The sequence below is a fragment of the Thiocapsa bogorovii genome (assembly GCF_021228795.1).
In the GTDB taxonomy this organism is placed as follows: Bacteria; Pseudomonadota; Gammaproteobacteria; order Chromatiales; family Chromatiaceae; genus Thiocapsa; species Thiocapsa bogorovii.
The window spans coordinates 1,354,642-1,372,309 of sequence record NZ_CP089309.1; the positions used below are offsets into that span (position 1 = coordinate 1,354,642).

Sequence of the window (17,668 nt, forward strand, 5' to 3'; positions counted from 1 at the left end):
CGTTGGGCTCGCCTGGAAATCAGCAGGTCGCTCAGGACGCGATTGAAGACGATTGCCCGGAATTCTCACACGCTTTCTGCCCGCTGTCCTCACGCAGATACAGCGTCTGACTCGGGAACGCGATGCTCAGGCCATTGGCCTCGACGATGGCGCAACAGCGAAAGAGCACGTCCTGCTTGACCTGGAGCCAGCCCTCCCAGTCGACGGTCTTTGAGAAACAGTAGATCAGGATGTCGATTGAACTGTCGCCGAGGGCATCGAGATAGACCAGCAGCGTCCGCTTGATGCCCTGCCCGTCCATGGTGTCTGCGATCTTGGCGAGTTGCTGTTGCGTGTAGCTGGAGATATCGGTGGTGGCGTCGGCGACGCCCTCATGGGCGATCAGCATGGCGCGAATGTCATCGACGGTCTTCTTCACCTGCTGCATGTCGCTGCCGTATTCGAGCCCAAGCGTGAACTTGATGCGCCGACCCAGTTTGCGCCGACTCCAGTTGCGTACATCGACACCGGCCAGATAGGCGTTGGGCAGAAAGATCACCGCGTTGTCGAAGGTGCGGATCTTGGTGCTGCGCAGGCCGACATCGATCACCATGCCCTCGCCGTTGGGCGTCACGATCCAATCGCCCTGCTGGCACATGTCGTCGGCGATGATGGAGATGCACCCGAAGATGTTCGCGATGGTCTCCTTGGCCGCAAACGCGATGGCCAGACCGCCGATGCCGAGCGACGCCAGGAGTGCGCGGATGTCGAAGCCGAAGCGCTGCAAGAGGTAGAGCGCGGCAATCACGATCAGCGTGAAGCGGATCATGCTGGACAGAAAGTTGACCAACTCTCCGCGTAGGGTCGGATGGCGATGAAGCAGTTCGCTCGAATAGAGCCTCACGAAGTTGTCGATCAGGCGAAGCAGCGCCCACACGATGAGCACGACGTACAGGCTGCCGAGCACGTCCAGGATGCGCTCGTCGGATTCGCGCAAGAACAGGATGCGCGTCGCCTGAGCGATCGCGGTCAGCACCAGCAGGACGCGTAGCGGACCATAAAACGACTGCTCGAGCAGGCGGACAAAGCGCTCGGATTCGGAAGGGTCCGTCCGCGCGATCCGCGCCTGTTTCGGAAAGGCACGTCGCAAGAGTCGCAGCAGCACCGGCAGCAGAATCAGGCCGACACCCGTCAATGCCAGAAACAACACGGCCGCAGCACAGAGTTGGCCAACGCTGATGAGTTGGCCGATGCTGAATTGACTGCCCGGCATCACATAGGCGTTGATGTCGATGGCCCAGGGCTGCGTGTCGATGGCGCCGATCAGTGCGCTGATGCCGACCCAATCCAACAGCTGGTTGCTCCTCGCCGCGTCCTTGACGAAGCCGAACAGAGACTGCGCCACGGCGCCATAGACCTCGGCGCGTTGGCTGTAGTCACGATAGGCGTCGATCAATGCTTGCTCGGAGCTGCTCAAAGAGGTCGGCTCGGCAGCTTGCAGACGCTGCACGGTGCGCCCGAACGGGGCCTGGTTGAAAACGGTTCGATGCTCGAAGCTGTTGAACGCGTCGATGAAGTCCGCGGTGGGTGCGAACCTGATCCAGTCACCCGCCACCCTTGTTAGCAGATCCGCAAAACTCTCGCTCAGGATCGCGCTGTTGAGCCGCAGAATCGCGGTCATCTCGGCGGTCTTGTCCCCGCCGGCACGGGCATGCGACACGCCGTCGCGAAGACGCTCCAATTCGGCCGCGGTGACGGTGGGCGCTATGCCCTTGCCGCCTCCGGAAAGGATTGTCCGTGTGAGTTGCTCCAGCGTGGCGTCGCGCTCGTGCGTGAGCCGCGCACTGCTGACGGCATCGGTGGTGGCGGCAATCCGTTGGTCGAGGTTGGCGACGGCCAGCAGTTGCGGCTGCGTGAACAGTGTGCTGCTGCCGAGGTTTTCCGCGCGGAGTATCGGTGCATCGCTTGCCGACACGATCGCCGGGAACACGAGGAGTCCGATGAGCAGCGCGGCGATCGTTCGGATGCCTCGGCGGCCTCGGCCCGGGACGTTCGGTGGTCGGCTCATGAGTCGCTCCTTATCGCGGATTGGACAACGTCCGGGGTGCGGGCTGGATTGTGCGGCATCATCGGATATCGCAACTGACCATTTCGCGCCACATGGAAACAACGGCCATGTCGGGTAGGATGGTCATCGAGCAGACTTGTCTGGTTGATGGGTATCCTCGGCGGCTCGGCGACACTGGCCGACGGGCACGGCACCGGCGCCGCCTATGGACAGGTGTTCGGCGAGGCCAACGTGTTTGCAAGGTGCCGTCGAGGTGGCGATGGCTTGCGCGACCTTCGGGCCGATCTTCTGGCCATGGCGCTCGCTCGGAGGTCGGCGTCGCCGCGGCAGGCCCAGCCGGCGCTGCGGAGTCGCGCCGCATCATCGAGCGAATCAGCGCCCTGCTGGTCGAGGCCGGCGACCATTCCAGGGAGCGCGAGCGCGTCATCACCGAGAGGTTCGACAGCGCCTACACCGACGTAAGGTGGAACGAGATACTAGAGGTGATTCACCCAAACGCGCTGCAAGACCACGAACAAGAACGCCGTCGAACAGCCGAACATCAGCACCCCCGTTATCGCGATCAGCGTCCCGAGATGTCGCCAAGGATACTTCAGCAGGACGTCGCCATAGCCCAGCGTCGTGAGCGAAGCGGCCGTGAAGTAGATGCCTTCCGTAATGCTTGGCAATAGCCGCGTTCCGCGCAAGAACAGGCCCCATCCCGCGGCCTCCACCACATGTGCAAAGGTCAGTGTCAGGAAGCAGCCGAGAAGGAAGATCTTGCCGGTATGGTTCGGTCCTACATGCTCGAGCAACCATGCCTTGGTCAGGAACATCTCGCCGATCACATCGAAGATCACGACCAGATGAAAATAGAACAGTACGAGTGCAAGCAGCAGTGCAACGGCATGGATCCCAATGATCCTTCCGGCTGAAGCGGGGCGATGTCGCATCACCTGTATTCCATCCGACGCGTCTTGACGCCCTCCTTCGGAGGCGGGCAGAGCGTCACATTGCTTGCTAGGCTCACCACTGCCCTCTTCGAGTGCCGACATCGATCCTGAGCCTGCTGCTACTAGAGTCTCCGACAATCGCCTGGGTTTCTTTTTCGCGGAACTTGCCTGATCCTGATAGCGATCCTGCATCCGAAGGCGAAGCACGAGCCAGGCCAGCAGGGAAATGACGAGAGACAAGCCGGTCACCAGCCAGAAACCAAGCGGATTATGTTGGTCCGGGATTCCCGCGACGTTCATTCCGAGCAGACCGGTAATGAACGTCAACGGCAAGAATACGGTCGCGACGATCGTCAAATTAAGGCTGGAACGGGTCATGGTCTCCGAGCGTTGCGCATCGATCTGATCCACCAGCAGCTGTACCCGTGTGCGGCATTCATCCAGCCCCTCCAGATAGCGGGCCACATGATCCGATGCCCTGTTCAGCGTTTCACGATCGTCGGCATCCAGGGCCAGGGCGGGATCGGTCGTCATCGGAGCAAGCACCTGCCGCGTGGCATTCACTTGCCGTCTGGTACGAAAGATTCGGCGCCGAAGCTCGCTGAGCACCTGCGGGTGTGGTACCGAACCGCCGTCGAGCAGCTCATCTTCGACGTCATCGATATCTTGGGTCAGATCGGAGATGATCGGCTCAATCCGGTAGGTCATACGCGAGACCATGAACCCCAGCAGGTCCACTGCCGTGATCAACGTCCTGTCCGACGACAAGCTCTGTCGTAACTCCTCCACGACGGCGACCGTCCCGGAGTGTACCGTGATCGCCCTATTCGGGCCGATCAACAGCTTCAAGTCGACGAGATCGCTGAGATCCTCCGTCTGACTTCCGCGCAGTGTCTTGATGCTCAGCAAGGTGCCGTCCGGCACTTGTTCGTATTGGTTAAAACGCACCGGCTTCAACAACGCCGTTCTGGTCCGATCGTCGATCTCCTGCCACGCCATCAGCCAGTCGCGATCGGTTTCGTCGGCAATGTCGATGTCATACCAGGTGACGCCGTCGGCACCGGTGTTGTTCGAGGCTTTTCCGGGACCGAATCGTGTCGTCTTAGGCATGGCGAATCGTCTCTACTTGGAAGAAAAATTCATGGCCGGAATTACAACCTCTGGCCTTGTTGGGGCGTCCCTGTCTTCGAGGAATGCGTATTCGGGTGTCCGATATCCTCGAAATGCTGACAGAGAGCGTCACTACCGCCGATATCCTGTGCGTGCTTCCTAACCTGGAAGCGGAGGGACTCAAGGAGTGCCTCCTGTTCGCGGCCGCTTCTACGGCGACGCTCGGCGATGGCGACGCCCTGAATCGAGCGTGGCCGCGACTTGGGCCACCGGTAGCCGGGGGAAGCCACGGGCCAATGAGATGGCCGCCACGGCAGCCCGCTCAGAGCAGGTTGAAGTCGTAATTGAGAATGACGCGGAAGTCGAGCTGATCCACTGCGCCCGGGCCGGCGGCATTGATCACGGCCACTCGTCCGCGCAGCCACAACCCTTCCAAGCTCCCATTTTTTGGTCTCCAATCCAGCGTGAAGTCCAACTCGTCTGTGTTCGGACTCGCGTTGGAGCCACTGTCCGGCGTATCGCCGGCGGTGTAGTTGACGAAGCCGCTGACGCCGGCGAGGCCGCCGATACGGCCAAAGTCATAGGCTGCGCCGACGCGCCAGGCGCGCTCACCGGCGCTGTCGAAGTCCCCGACGATCACGCTGTTGTAGCTGGGCACGCCGCCCCAGGGGTTCTGGATGTCGGCGCCGCTCCCCGTGTCCGTATAGGCCAGCGTCAGGGTCACGCCATAGGCACCGATGTCGAATTTACCGCCGACCTGATAGGTCTGAAAGCGGCCGATTAGTTCTTCGCCGACGCTACGTTGATCCGTGTACTGGGCCGATAAGCGCATCTCCAGCTCCGCCTCGTCGTCGGTAGGGGTCAGCGCCCTGGTGGCCTCGGTATAGAAGGTGTTGAAGGTGTCGATGCCGAAAATGTCGACGGCGCCGATGTTGGCACCCTCCCCGAAGCGCCAGCGCGCGCCCAGCACGCCGGCACCGTGGTTCGCATCGGCGCCGGCGGCGCTGGATAGAGACTGCCAAGTCGTTTCTGTACGTTTTCTGATCTTGTCGATATAACCGAGCACGTAGTTGAAGCGCTTGGCGTCGCGATCAAAAAGCAGGTACGCCTCGAAGGTGTTCGGCGTCATCCGGGTATCATGCTTGTTCACGTAGGGCAGTTCCATGCCCTGACGCCACAGCTGCAGGTGACTGGTGCCGAACGGGCGGAGCAAGAGATAGCTCTCGCCGAGCACCGTATAGCCATCCTGCACCGGCGCCAAGAGTCCGGAGCCGGGTTTGTCTTTCGGGGCATAGACGGGCTGGCTGGTATAGAGCGTGAGGCCGAACCCGACTCGCTCCCGCCAAAGCCCCGATTTGAACCCCAGTGAGCCGCCGGCGGCCCAAGCCTGGCTGTCGGTCGCGCCGTCGCGTAGCCGCTCCAGATAGTAGGTGCGGAACTGACCGCCGAGCTTGGCCCCATCAAGAAGTTTCGACACCAGACCCTTCGGCGCCGGTGGAGCGGCGTTTGGAGTTGGGGTTGTTTCTGCTTTGCCTAGGGCTGGCTTGTCCGGCCGGCCCAGGTAGTCGATGGCGACGTTCAGATCTTCCGGGGACTCTGCCATCGCGCCTTTCTGGGTCATATAGTCGGGCTCGCTGGCATGGACGGACAGCGCGGCGGTCAGCAGCAGTGCCGCGGCCAACTGCACTGAAAGATGGGGTGGAACGCGCAATCGCCTTCGTGGGAAACGCAGCGACGACAGCGGTTGCATTCTTCGTTCAGCCTATTTTTGAGTCTTTACTTTGGAATGTAGTCGAGAAAAAGCTGAATCAGCCCGGTGTATGTCTTGGCGGCATGTTCCAGCATCCGCAGATCATCGGCAACGTTTGTCAGACAAGCAATTTGCTGGGGGCGAATACACCGTGCTAGTGGCCTTGCAGCGGCGCTTGTGGCGCCCCGGATGCCGTGCTCGCGCATCAGACGCTCGACCCGTGAATTGCTCGCACAGATGCCCCGTGCGCGCAGCTCACGCGCCATCCGCGGGCTTCCGAAGGGGCCCTTCAGCTCGGCCTGGATGGATCGGATCAGGGCCAGCAACTGTGCATCCGTTAACCCCAGACGCTCCGGTATGCCGCCACCCTACCAGGCCCGGTAGCCGCCGACCCTGAAGGCGAGGACATCACACTAAACCGCGCCCAGCGCGGTATGCGATGTTTGTGGATGGGATCAGCCCCGGCAGACTTGACGACCGTTGGAGCCGGCGCGGTTTAGAAGCTCGTGACGAAATACTCTTGGAAACAACATCCCGGCAGAGCATCATCGAGCGGGTCGAGCGCGAAACAACCGCGACTGACTCATCACTCACCACCCCTCAACACTCGCCACTTGTCCCCATGATCCCTGAATTCTGGCTCGACCGTTGGCAGCACGGTGAAATCGGATGGCATCTCCCGGAGATCAACGTGCATCTCCAGGAGTTCTGGCCCGGCCTCGGCCTCATGCCCGAAACCTTGGTCTTCGTTCCGCTCTGCGGCAAAACACTCGACCTCCTCTGGCTCGCCAGCCGGGGGCACGGCGTCGTCGGCGTGGAGATCAGCGAGCTGGGCGTGAAGGAGTTCTTCGCCGAGAACCGGCTGGAGCCGCGCGTGACGGAGACGCCACCGTTTCGCACCTACGCGGTCGACGAGCTGCGGGTGCTCGTCGGCGACTACTTCGACCTCACTCCCGCCCATCTCGACGGCGTCGATGCCGTCTTCGACCGCGCCTCGCTGATCGCCCTCCCCCCGCAGATGCGCCCGGCCTACGCCGAGCACTTCAAAACCATCGTGCCCGCGACCGCGAAGAGCCTCCTGATCACGCTCCAGTATGATCAAAGCGAGATGTCCGGCCCGCCCTTCTCGGTCGGCCGCGACGAGGTCCAAACCCGTTTCGGGGACCGTTACCGCATTGAACAACTGGCGAGTTTCGACGTGATCGACGAGTCGCCCGGTTTTCGCCGACGCGGACTCACCGCGCTCGCAGAACACGTGTGGAGGTTGGAGCCGCACCCGTGAAACGTCGCAAGAAAAACATCTAGCGTCTTGGTACGTCGCGACGCTCTTGCCAAGCGGAGCGCGTCGTCGCTGGCGGGGCCGCCGGCGTTGCGGATGACGTGCGCGTCGCCTTCGGCGAGACCGGCGTATTTGGCCGGATCGAGGCGCGCGTCTATACACGTCAAGATGGCGAAATGTCGCCTCGGCATCAGCAAGGCCGGATCCCGATCGTGGCCGCCAACAAATGCTTTCAACGCTTGAGCATCCCGCTTGACCGCGGCCATGGCGGTCGCGTCACGGCGCAGTCCGGCAACGGACTCGACGAGCCGGGTCGTTTCGTTACCGGGCAAGCCAAAACGCTTCATCGGCCAACTCAGCACATGGCCCATCCCAGAGAGACGGTGACGACGAGCTCCGGCCCAGACATGGGAACGAGCGTCTGTGGAACGAGCGTCTGTCTGAGGGCGACGGTTGCGGGCCGAGAACTGGAACGGAAACTGCTGATTCTTGTTCGCAAACGGCGTTCACTCTTGCCTTCCAGTCCGTCCTGGACGGTCGGGTCGGCATGAGCGCTTTCGGAAAGTCTGATCCGCTCGGGAAGACAAACCATGAAATCGAGCATTCAGAAGATCGTGCCCCTATTGCTGGCTGGCCCACGGATTACAGGCGGACCCGCGTTGGCCGATAATCCGCCGCAACCAGAGGGCGCACTCGCTACTGACGCTTCCGCCGGGTGAGCACACATTGCTGCTGATTCCGAGTGAAAAGGACCAGGTTCCAAACTCACAACCAGTGATGTCTGAGCAGATGAAGATCACGGTTGAATAGGTGTGCCGGCAAGCCGGTCGGCTGGCCCCTTGCTAAAGTCCAGTGAGGTCAAACCCAGATGTCAAAAAGGAGTCGCGCCCCAGCCGACGTTAGCCTCGGAGCCGGTGCGTCGATTGTCCAGCGGCTGTTCTGGCTTCCGCTCTGGCTGTTCGTCGGCTTGGCGGGCACGGTCCTGGTCGGGATACTCTTCGTTTCCTGGCACAGTCTGCAGCGGCTGGTGCCCATCGAGGCTCATCTTCGCCACATCGAGCGCATCCAAATCGCAGAACGCGGCATGGAACAGACGCTGCTGAGCGGGTTACGCGGAACACGGATCAGCCCATCGAACTTGCAGGAGCTCGGTGACGAGGTTCGGCAGATCGCTGCGCGCGAGGGGGCGCTTGATCCGCAGACCCCGGCGCGGCTGAACCGGATCGACACCCAGCTCGGCGCCACGCAGACGACGCGCCCAGCCGACCTGCTCTTCGAGACGCTGACCGAGATCCGCCAGGTGCTCGACGATGAGCGCGAGCGCCACAGTGGGCTTCTGGCCCAGATCGGACAGGACACACGCACGGAGTTCAAGCTCACGGTGGTGCTCCTGCTGGCGGGGCCACCCGTGTTCGGCGTCGCGCTGATCTTTCTGCGCGCCCACGTCAAACAGCCGCTGCGGGCACTCGAGGATCTGCTCGGGCGCCTCGCGCGCAAGGACTACCGGCCCGTCCCCCCAGCCGTCATCGGCGAGATCGACAAGGTCGCGCTGCCCGCCTTCCACAGCTACAACGAGCTGGTTCTGCGCCTCCAGGAGCTGGAGTGCGAACATCGCGACCGGGAACAGCGCCTGGAGCAGGAGGTGCGTCGCGCGACCGAGGCGCTGCTTGCCCAGAGCCGCGAGATGGCCCGCGCCGAGCGGCTCGCCGCTGTCGGTGCCGTCTCCGCGGGACTGGCGCACGAGCTGCGCAACCCGCTCGCCGGAATACAGATGGCCTGCGGCAAGCTCCATCGAGCGCTGGGAGACACTGAGCATGCGGCCCGAATCGCGGCGGTCATCGACGAGCTCAAGCGCATCAATCAGCTGCTCACCAGCCAGGTGGATGCGGCACACCACGTGCCGGAGCCGCTTGAGGTGGTCGCCGTCAAACAGCTGGTCGACGAGTTGCTGACCCTGCTGCGCTACCAGATCCCGGACAGGATCTCGATCACCTCGCACGTACCGGGCGATCTGAGCTGCCTTCTGCCGGCCGCCGGTCTGCGCCAGGCTTTGCTGAATCTCATCCTGAATGCCGTGCAGGCGATGCCCGAGCAAGGGCATATCCAAATCGCCGCCGGGCGGGAGGACGGCGCGCTCTGGCTCCGTGTCGCCGACACTGGCCCCGGTTTTCCACAGGAGCTACTGCGCGCCGGGATCCGCCCCTTCGCGACCGGCCGACAGGGCGGAACGGGTCTGGGGCTCGCGATGGTCCGCCGCTTCGTGCGAGACCATGACGGCGACCTGCTCCTCGCCAACCAGACATCGCCGCATCAGACATCCGATGGCGCCATTGTCACCCTGCGACTACCGTACAGACCTGCCGACACATCCGGAGCCCCGCGTTATGCCTGACGCCTTACTGGTCATCGAGGATGAGCGCCTGCTCGGCGCCGAGCTGTGCGCCGAGATGGCAGCCACCGGCTGGGACGCGACCCAGGCCTTCGATCTGGCCGACGCGGAGCGCTTGCTGTTGGAGCGCAACCTCGAGCCCTTGGTCGTGCTCTCCGACATGAACCTCCCGGATGGCAACGCCTTGGACCTGCTCGAGAAGGTCCGCGGGCGCGGCATCGCCGGAGAATGGATCTTTCTCACCGCCTATGGCGGCATCCCAGAGTCCGTGCGTGCGCTCAAGCTCGGCGCCTTCGACTTCTTGGAAAAGCCCTGCGAGCTGGAGCGGCTGCAGATCGTGGTCGCGGGTGCGGCGCGTAGCGCGCGGGCACAGCGTCGCCTGATGGACGAGGAGCGTCTACGCGGCGACCGTTACGCGCCAGATGCCTTCATCGGCCGCAGCCGGGCCGCGGCCGATACCCGCGACATGCTCAGCCGACTGTCGCAGGTGCCCTTCTCGGGTCTGCTCATCACCGGCGAGACCGGCACCGGCAAGGGACTGATCGCAAGGATCCTTCACAACGCCGGGCCGCGCGCCTCGGGGCCGCTGATCGAGGTGAACTGCGCCGCCTTACCCAGAGAGCTGATGGAGGCCGAGCTCTTCGGTCACGAGGCTGGCGCGTTCACCGGCGCCAAAGGCCGGCGGCGCGGGCTCATCGAGCAGGCCAACGGCGGCACGCTGTTCCTCGATGAACTGGGCGAACTGGAGCTGGACCTCCAGGCCAAGCTGCTGAAGGCGATCGAGGACCATCGCATCCGCCGAGTCGGCGGCGAGCGCGAGCTGACGATCGACCTTCAGGTGGTCGCGGCGACCAATCAGAAACTCGAACAGCGCGTCGCGGAAGGCGCATTCCGCGCCGACCTCTACCACCGCCTCGCCGTCTTTCGCCTTGAGGCCCCCGCGCTGCGTGACCGCAAAGAGGACCTGGAGGACCTGCTCCCCGTGTTGATCAAGGAATTCAACGCCCGCTCCGGCCATCGCGTCGAGACGATCCCGTCCAGCGTCTGGCGCCGACTCAATGCCTACGATTGGCCGGGCAACGTCCGCGAGCTGCGCAACCTCGTCGAGCGCTGCGTGCTCTTGGCGGACGGCCCGGTGTTCCCCGAGCGCTGGCTACACCTGGGCGAGTCGACCGCCGCGTCAACCAACGACCAACAAGAGGCGCTCACGGAGGACAACCGCATCTGTCTGCCCTTGGACGGCAGTCTCAGCCTCGACGCGATGGAGCGCGCCATCCTCACCGAGGTGCTACACCGCAACGCCGGTAACGTCAGCATGACGGCGCGCGTGCTCGGGACCACGCGGGAGAAGCTGCGCTATCGGGTTCAGAAATATGGCCTGAAGGCCAGCGACTAAGTCTCGACTCATTCTCGATCACTATCGGCAGCGTCGCGCGCGCTGATCAGAGCGGTTGCCGAGCGCATTCTGCAGATGGACGTCCTCAGACGAGGCCAGCCTGAGCCCGCCGACCGGTAACGAGCCGCGCGGCAGATGCAGTGACTGATCCCCCTTTCTAGTCCAACCAGTCAATGACGATCAACGCTTCGCAGGCCCTCGTGCGCGGCAGCTTGGTGCCTGATCACCAGGTCAACCGGTCTGCCCGGGGAATATGAGCCATCCGCCATCGATTGGTCCCATCCCTGCGCCGCCAAACCGAGCGGCGACAAAGCGGTGACAGAACATCGAGAATCGGCATGGTCGATGCGTGACGACAATTAGGGCGCGCCATCAAGAAGACGCAGCTCCAGGTCGACTCATCAACCGGCGGGTCGGCTGCACTCTCTCAATCTGAAATGCAAGGAGATGACGATGAACCCTAAGCTCACCATGACCCTCATGACGGCGACCCTGCTCTCGGCGGCCATGGTCACCCCGGTCTTGGCGGCGACCCACAAGTCGGGCGAGATGACCTGCGAGGACTTCTTGGCGCTCGACGATGTCGTGCAACCAAAAGTGGTCTACTGGTCTGCGGGCCTAAACGATGAAGGCGACCCGGTGGACGCCGTCATCGATATCGATGCGACGGACCAGCTCGTGCCAGTGCTCGTGACTGAATGCAAGGAGACCCCCAAGGTCTCCTTCTGGGACAAGATCAAAGAGCACTTTTAAGCTGGTGATCCCTTCATGACGGAAGCATCGGGACCCCTGAGTTGCGCCTAACGGTCCTGCGTCTGGCGCCGCGGGTTTGGCGCCAGACGCATACAGGAGTGCTCTCCCGCTGTGGCGATCGCGGTCTTTCGGCGGCTATCTGCCGCCTGAAGCGGCGCGCCGCGCACCTGGTGCTGTTGACTCCTCTACTGCTTTTCATCGGTCGAGGCTGGGCCGACCAGCCCGCGCCCGTCGCCGATCAGGAGGACGCGCTGAGTCGGCTGGATCAGATCGGCCAGACCCCCCCCGGCGCGGCACCGTGTCCGACGCCCGGCTTGCCGCGTTCAGCGATGAGGTCTCCGCCGATCAACGTCAGGCGCAGGACTGCATCAGCGCGCAGACGACAAAACGGCGGCCATTGCCGAGCATCTCCAGGCCCCGAAACCGGCGGTCGATGGGGAGTCCGCGCAGGCGACCGAGGCCCGCGCTCAACTCGCGCGGCAGCAGACTCAGGCCAAGGCTTTGCTCTCGGACTGCCGGCTCATTCAGATGTCACCATCCGTCCGGACGAGCGCATCGACGACCCTTTTCTGATCTCGCATGCGGACGCCGGCGAAGAAGCCGAGCGCAGCTGCCCGAAGGTCGCCGGCGCGATCCTCCACTGGTTTCTGCCCAGCGTCGCACGCGCGGCCGTCGGGGTGGTCGGCTTGCGGTAGATTTGCCATCTGGATGCTGCACCGTCGCTGGTTGGCGGACACCCCGACATCGGGCGCGGCGCGCGGCCCCAGCAGCTGGACGAGCTCATCCCCGCCGACCGTCTCACGCTCCAGCAGAGCTTGCGCGAGGCCATCCAGCCGGTCGCGCGCGGAGGACACGCGCTCGAGGACCGCCGCGTGGCTCTCCGACAGGAGACGGTCGACCTCTGCATCGATGCGCCGGGCCGTCTCCTCGCTGTAGGGACGGCCTTGGCCCAGCTCATAGACCAAAAAGCGATCCTCGCTTGATGACTCATAGGCCGCGAGGCCGAGGTCGCTCATGCCCCAGGCCGTGACCATGCGGCGCGCCAGTCGCGTGGCCTGCACCAGGTCGTTTTCGGCACCAGTGGTGACGTCATCGAAAACGGTCTCCTCCGCGCCGCGTCCGCCGAGCATCACCTGCAGCCGGGCTTGCAGATACTTACGCGAGAGGTTGTAGCGGTCGTCCTCCGGGCGCTGAGCGGTGACGCCCAGCGCCATGCCGTGCGGGACGATGGTGACCTTGTGGACCGGATCGGCCGCGGGCGTGAGCCAGGCGATCAGCGCATGACCGCTCTCGTGGTAGGCGACGACCCGGCGGGACTCCGCATCCAGCGTTAGTGGCAAGGCTTCGCCGAGCACGATGCGGTCGAGTGCCGTCTCGAAGTCTTGGCGCTCCACCTTGGCGTGTCTGTCGCGGGCCGCGACCAGCGCCGCCTCGTTGCAGAGGTTAGCCAACTGGGCACCGCTCATGCCCATGGTGATGGCGGCGAAGGTATCGAGGTCGACGTCTTGCGCCAGCGCGAGCTCCCGCGCGTGGATGCCGAGGATCGCCCGGCGCCCGTTGCGGTCCGGCAGACCCACGACCACCTCGCGGTCGAAGCGTCCGGGTCGGCGCAGTGCGGGGTCGAGCACATCCGGACGGTTGGTTGCAGCCAGGACGATGACGCTCATCCGCGCGTCGAAACCATCCATCTCGACCAACAGCTGATTCAGCGTCTGCTCGCGCTCGTCGTTCACCATGCCGAGTCCGGCACCGCGGCGACGACCGATGGCATCCAACTCGTCGACGAAGAGAATGGCGGGCGCCGCGGCCTTGACCTCCTGAAACATGTTGCGCACTCGGCTGGCCCCGACGCCAACGAACATCTCGACGAACTCTGAGCCGCTGATGGAGAAGAAGGGCACCTGCGCCTCGCCCGCGACGGCCCGCGCCAGCAGCGTCTTGCCGGTCCCGGGCGGACCTGTCAGCAGCACGCCGCGCGGGGTGCGGGCGCCAAGTGCGCGGTAGCGCTCAGGCGACTTAAGGATGGAGACGATCTCCTGGAGCTGCCCCTTGGCAGCGTCGACGCCGGCCACGTCCGCGAAGGTCACCGCCGGGGTCTCATCGCGAACAAAGCGCCTTGCCTGCGACCTACCGGCGCCGAAGATGCTCTGCTGCTGTTGCATGGCACGGCGCCCCATCCACCAGAAGAAGCCGACCAGCAGGGCCGTCGGCAGCAGACTGCCGATGATACTCGCCGTGAAGGGCTCGGAGTTGGGGACCGCGGCGATGGCCACGTGATGCGCTTCCAGCGTGCTCAGGAGTTCTGGGTCGCCGACAGAGCTGGGGAAGACCGTGGCGAACTCCGAGACCTGGACCTGCTGACTGGCCGCCGTCTTGGCCGGTGCCGGCGGCTTGGTGGCGGTCTCCTTGCCGGGGGTGCTGGTGGTCTTGCTCGGCAGTGTCTGGGCGCCGTCGCTCGACGCCTGGATCAGCACGCCAGAGCTGCGGTTCCAAACCCGTGGTGCCTTGAGCTGACCCGCGATCTCGCTGCCCTGGATGCTGACCTGCGGCACATTGTTCTGCTGCACCTGCTCAATGAAGGTGCTGTAGGGGATCTTGGCAACGGTCGGAGCGCCATTGAAAAGGAAGGGCAGCGTATTCCAGACCAGCAGCAGCGCCAGCATCATCCACCAAAACGCTGTTGCGCCGGACGGAGGCTTGCGTTCCGGTCCGGTCGTCAATCCGCCCGCCGGGGACGGCAGTGTCTGCGAGCTGCGGCGACGGATGGGATTGAGCCGCCACCACGCAACCGTGTCGAGCGCGGCTGAACCGAACACCCAAGGTACCCAGACTGGATCAGCTGTCGACAAAGCTTCAGTTGTCATCATCCATTTCCTCTGGATCGCCCGCTTGCGAGTCGAGCAGCGAGATTCGTGCCGTGCCCCCCAGGGTCGGCGACGACGGAACCTCTCAAAGTGTGTGCTCCCTGATAGGCCTAAGACTCCACTGGGCCTGCCGCGGTGCAGTGGTCGTCGTGCGCGCCCCCCTGGTGCCATATCACCACATCCACCGGGCTGACTGGGGCATATGAGCCAGCCGCCATCGATTGGCGCCAGCCCTGCACAGCCAAACCAACCGGCCACAGGACATCGTCAATCGGCATGCTCGATGCTTAACGACAATCAGGGCCAGACCATCGTCAGGCAGCAACCCCGATCAAGAGCACCACGATTGTCGCCACTCATCCCAGCTTCGCCGTCCTCTTCCCATCCGATACATGGAGACATGCACCATGAGCCTCATGCTGGTTTCGCCGCTCGTCGCCTTACTCTCGGGCATTGCGATCCTGATCTGGCCGCGACTGCTCAACTACATCGTCGCCTTCTATCTGATCCTGTTCGGCGCACTGGGGCTCTTGGTGCAGCTGCAGTAGTCGCAAGCCACTGAAGCAGAGCGCGAGGCCCCGCGTCGACTCGTCAACCCATGGGTCGTCTGCACGGTTTTGCACTGAAATGCTAGGAGAAACATGACGAAATGCTAGGAGAAACATGACGACGAAGCCGGAGAGACCATGAACGAGCAGACATCCATGGGCCACCCGAAACAGGCGCTCTTGTCCGCGGACATCGAGGGATTCGATGCCCTCTCCGAGCTGGCCCTGGACATGCGCTCGACCTGGAATCATGCCACCGACCAGCTGTGACGGCGGCTCGACCCGGTGCTCTGGGATCGGACCCGGAATCCCTAGGTCGTCTTGCAGTCGGTCTCGCGCGATAGGCTCCAGGCCGTGCTCGCCGAGCCCGCGTTCAGCGAGCGCATCGACGCCCTGGTCCAGGCCAGGCACGATGAGGCGCAGGCACCCGGCTGGTTTCAGCAGGCGCACCCGGACGCACCGCTCGGCTGTGTCGCCTACTTCAGCATGGAATACATGTTGAGCGAGGCCCTGGAATAGAGAGCGGAGGGCACGATGAGCAATGAACAGGCGGCACCCGAGACGAAAGGTGTCACGGTCGCGCAACTTTCAACGCTTGAACTCGGCCCTGAGAACGAAGGCATGGAAGGGCGCGAGCTTCGCATGCGGATGGTGACCATCGATCCCGGAGGCGTCTTCGGCCCCATTCACGACCATAAAGACCGACCCGGCATGGTCTACAACCTGCGATGGACCATCACTGACCATCGCAATGGAGTCGCTACGGACTATGGGCCGGGAGTGGGCTGGCCCGAGGGTCAGAACGTCATGGACCAGATTGGCAGCACGATCGGATCAGGACCGAAACAGCAGAAGCCGCACAGGGCGACAGATTCGATATGCACAGGATTCCTTCCGTCAAGCGGCAGTGGAGATCGGGTCGGTACCCTCGCTCAGGATTGCGAGATACCCCCGGTAACTGAAGACGCGGCCCCGTTTTCGGCCGGTGACCTCCTCGACAATGCCGAACCGTCCCAGATCGGCCAGCGCCGCATTGACCGTGGGGGTCGAGAGCCCCGTGTGTTGGACGAGTTGGTTGGCCGTCAGATAGGGATGCTGCTGAAACAAATCGTGGATACGCAGCGCCGAGCCCGCCCGTTCGCTCTGGGCCGTGATGCGTTCGCGGTCTTCCTTGAACAGGTCGATGATCCGTGTGGCCGCGTCGAACGCCTGATTGGCGGTATCCGCGACGCCCGTGAGGAAGAAATCGAGCCAGGCTTCCCACGCGCCATGCTCGCGCACCTCCTGAAGCAGGCGGTAATAATCGGCGCGATGGGTTTTGAGGTAAAGGCTCAGATAGAGCAACGGCTTGCGCAGCACCCCGTTGCCGCAGAGATAGAGCGTGACCAGCAAACGGCCGATTCTTCCATTGCCGTCCAGAAACGGATGAATGGTCTCGAACTGAACATGCAGCAGGCCGGCCTTGATCAGGGCAGGCAGACGCGTGCCTTCCTCGTGCATGAAGCGCTCAAGCGCATCGAGACAGCCATCCATCTCGGTCGGCGGTGTCGGTACGAAAAGCGCGTTGCCCGGACGTGTGCCGCCGATCCAGTTCTGCGAACGGCGAAACTCGCCGGGGTTCTTCGTACCGCCACGCCCGCTTTGCAGCAGCCGCGCGTGTACCTCGCGGATCAGACGTAATGACAGGGGCAGCTCTTCCATCCGCTCCAATCCATAGAGCATGGCATCGACGTAGTTGGAGACTTCGCGAATGTCGTCGATAGGCTGGCCGGCTTGCGCCTCGGTCTCGAAGCGGAGCAAGTCCGAGAGAGTCGATTGAGTGCCTTCGATCTGGGACGAGAGGACGGCTTCCTTCCTCACATACATATAGAGGAAAAGTTCTTGGCGCGGGAGCAACATGGTGATGCCGTCCAGACGCCCCAGGGCGCGTTCGGCCAAACTCAGCCGTTCCAGCAAAGCAAGCACGTCGATCGGCGGCTCCGGCGGCAAGGACGGCGGCACGAAGGCGCGAACCATCTCGCCTGCAACAGGCGTTTCGACAAAGCGGCCTAGCCGGAGAGTGGGCGCGGGTTCGGTCATGCTCTGAACATGATGTCACGACACTATTTAAGCAATGGCCTCTTGGCTTAAATAAGACATGAGCTAAGGTAGGCGCTCTTAACTACACGCAACCGCCTCGACGCTAGGCGGCGAGGTCTTCTCCGAGCATTGGCAGGGCCCTGGGTTCGTCGTTTGCAACGCCATGGACCCCGAGGGCAACGTCTTCCAGGTGCCAGAGTGTCAAGGGGTTAGATCTCGTATTGCTGCACCGTAGCGAGGTGCTAGCGGTGCGGCTCGCTGACATCGACTCATTGATGGCGGCTGGGTCCAAGCACCAAGGGCTTGGGGACTACGAACCAACGGGCGTTTGCCCGGATCGCGGCCGATTGAAATTTTCTATTTATATTCAGATATTTAAAAGGATAGCCTGCTTTTTGCATATAGCTGGTTCCAGCAAAGCCATTGACATCAGAATAAGGAGACCGCGGCGGTGAAATTGCGCCACGTACTCATCGGCATTCCGGTCATCGCCGCTGTCGCCGCCGGCGGCTGGTGGTACT

At 63.2% G+C, this 17,668-nt stretch carries 13 protein-coding genes and 1 pseudogene; 8 read left to right on the plus strand and 6 right to left on the minus strand.

From position 1 onward, the window contains the following. Window positions 1–31 precede the first annotated feature (31 nt). Together LT988_RS06115 and LT988_RS06125 are read right to left on the minus strand one after the other, a co-directional pair. The gene (locus tag LT988_RS06115; RefSeq protein ID WP_232409326.1) at window positions 32–2,047 is read right to left on the minus strand and encodes a mechanosensitive ion channel family protein; all 2,016 of its coding nucleotides are present in this window, start codon (window positions 2,045–2,047) and stop codon (window positions 32–34) included. A gap of 476 nt (window positions 2,048–2,523) precedes the next feature. Continuing rightward, the gene (locus LT988_RS06125) at window positions 2,524–4,089 is read right to left on the minus strand and encodes a CorA family divalent cation transporter (RefSeq protein WP_232409328.1); all 1,566 of its coding nucleotides are present in this window, start codon (window positions 4,087–4,089) and stop codon (window positions 2,524–2,526) included. A gap of 56 nt (window positions 4,090–4,145) precedes the next feature. On the opposite strand from LT988_RS06125, the gene LT988_RS06130 reads away from it, so the two are divergent. Further along, window positions 4,146–4,433, plus strand: coding sequence for a DUF433 domain-containing protein (locus tag LT988_RS06130; protein WP_408648050.1), 288 nt, complete (start codon window positions 4,146–4,148; stop codon window positions 4,431–4,433). Here LT988_RS06130 and LT988_RS06135 read toward each other — a convergent pair. Then, complete coding sequence (locus LT988_RS06135; RefSeq protein ID WP_232409330.1) at window positions 4,412–5,839, minus strand: OprD family outer membrane porin; 1,428 nt, start codon at window positions 5,837–5,839, stop codon at window positions 4,412–4,414. The genes LT988_RS06130 and LT988_RS06135 overlap by 22 nt on opposite strands. A gap of 153 nt (window positions 5,840–5,992) precedes the next feature. Then, window positions 5,993–6,252, minus strand: a pseudogene (locus LT988_RS06140) (transposase); the annotation flags it as partial. A 209-nt stretch (window positions 6,253–6,461) separates the two neighbouring features. Between LT988_RS06140 and tmpT the strand changes: the two are divergent. From tmpT to LT988_RS06160, 4 genes are all read left to right on the plus strand, one after another. Further along, a complete protein-coding gene (gene tmpT / locus LT988_RS06145; RefSeq protein WP_232410525.1) occupies window positions 6,462–7,121 on the plus strand; it encodes a thiopurine S-methyltransferase in 660 nt (219 codons plus the stop codon). Window positions 7,122–7,986: 865 nt separating this feature from the next. Then, entirely contained in the window at window positions 7,987–9,510 is a 1,524-nt protein-coding gene (locus LT988_RS06150) for an ATP-binding protein (RefSeq protein WP_232409331.1), read from the plus strand. After that, entirely contained in the window at window positions 9,503–10,903 is a 1,401-nt protein-coding gene (locus tag LT988_RS06155) for a sigma-54-dependent transcriptional regulator (protein WP_232409332.1), read from the plus strand. Before LT988_RS06150 ends, LT988_RS06155 begins: the two co-directional genes overlap by 8 nt. A gap of 453 nt (window positions 10,904–11,356) precedes the next feature. Continuing rightward, the gene (locus LT988_RS06160) at window positions 11,357–11,656 is read left to right on the plus strand and encodes an HdeA/HdeB family chaperone (RefSeq protein WP_232409333.1); all 300 of its coding nucleotides are present in this window, start codon (window positions 11,357–11,359) and stop codon (window positions 11,654–11,656) included. A gap of 524 nt (window positions 11,657–12,180) precedes the next feature. Here the strand turns inward: LT988_RS06160 and ftsH are convergent. Next, the gene (gene ftsH / locus LT988_RS06165; RefSeq protein ID WP_232409334.1) at window positions 12,181–14,523 is read right to left on the minus strand and encodes an ATP-dependent zinc metalloprotease FtsH; all 2,343 of its coding nucleotides are present in this window, start codon (window positions 14,521–14,523) and stop codon (window positions 12,181–12,183) included. Between the two features lie 404 nt (window positions 14,524–14,927). Between ftsH and LT988_RS06170 the strand changes: the two genes are divergently transcribed. The 3 genes from LT988_RS06170 (at window position 14,928) to LT988_RS06175 (ending at window position 15,587) form a co-directional block, all read left to right on the plus strand. Beyond that, window positions 14,928–15,068 (plus strand): DUF3096 domain-containing protein, encoded by a 141-nt coding sequence (locus LT988_RS06170; RefSeq protein ID WP_232409335.1) that lies wholly within the window; start codon window positions 14,928–14,930, stop codon window positions 15,066–15,068. A 138-nt stretch (window positions 15,069–15,206) separates the two neighbouring features. Then, a complete protein-coding gene (locus tag LT988_RS25215) occupies window positions 15,207–15,338 on the plus strand; it encodes a hypothetical protein (RefSeq protein ID WP_269752105.1) in 132 nt (43 codons plus the stop codon). Between the two features lie 51 nt (window positions 15,339–15,389). Then, the gene (locus tag LT988_RS06175; RefSeq protein ID WP_232409336.1) at window positions 15,390–15,587 is read left to right on the plus strand and encodes a DUF3417 domain-containing protein; all 198 of its coding nucleotides are present in this window, start codon (window positions 15,390–15,392) and stop codon (window positions 15,585–15,587) included. Between the two features lie 378 nt (window positions 15,588–15,965). Here the strand turns inward: LT988_RS06175 and LT988_RS06180 are convergent, their stop codons facing one another. After that, a complete protein-coding gene (locus tag LT988_RS06180) occupies window positions 15,966–17,147 on the minus strand; it encodes a Fic family protein (protein ID WP_232409337.1) in 1,182 nt (393 codons plus the stop codon). Between the last annotated feature and the right edge of the window lie 521 nt (window positions 17,148–17,668).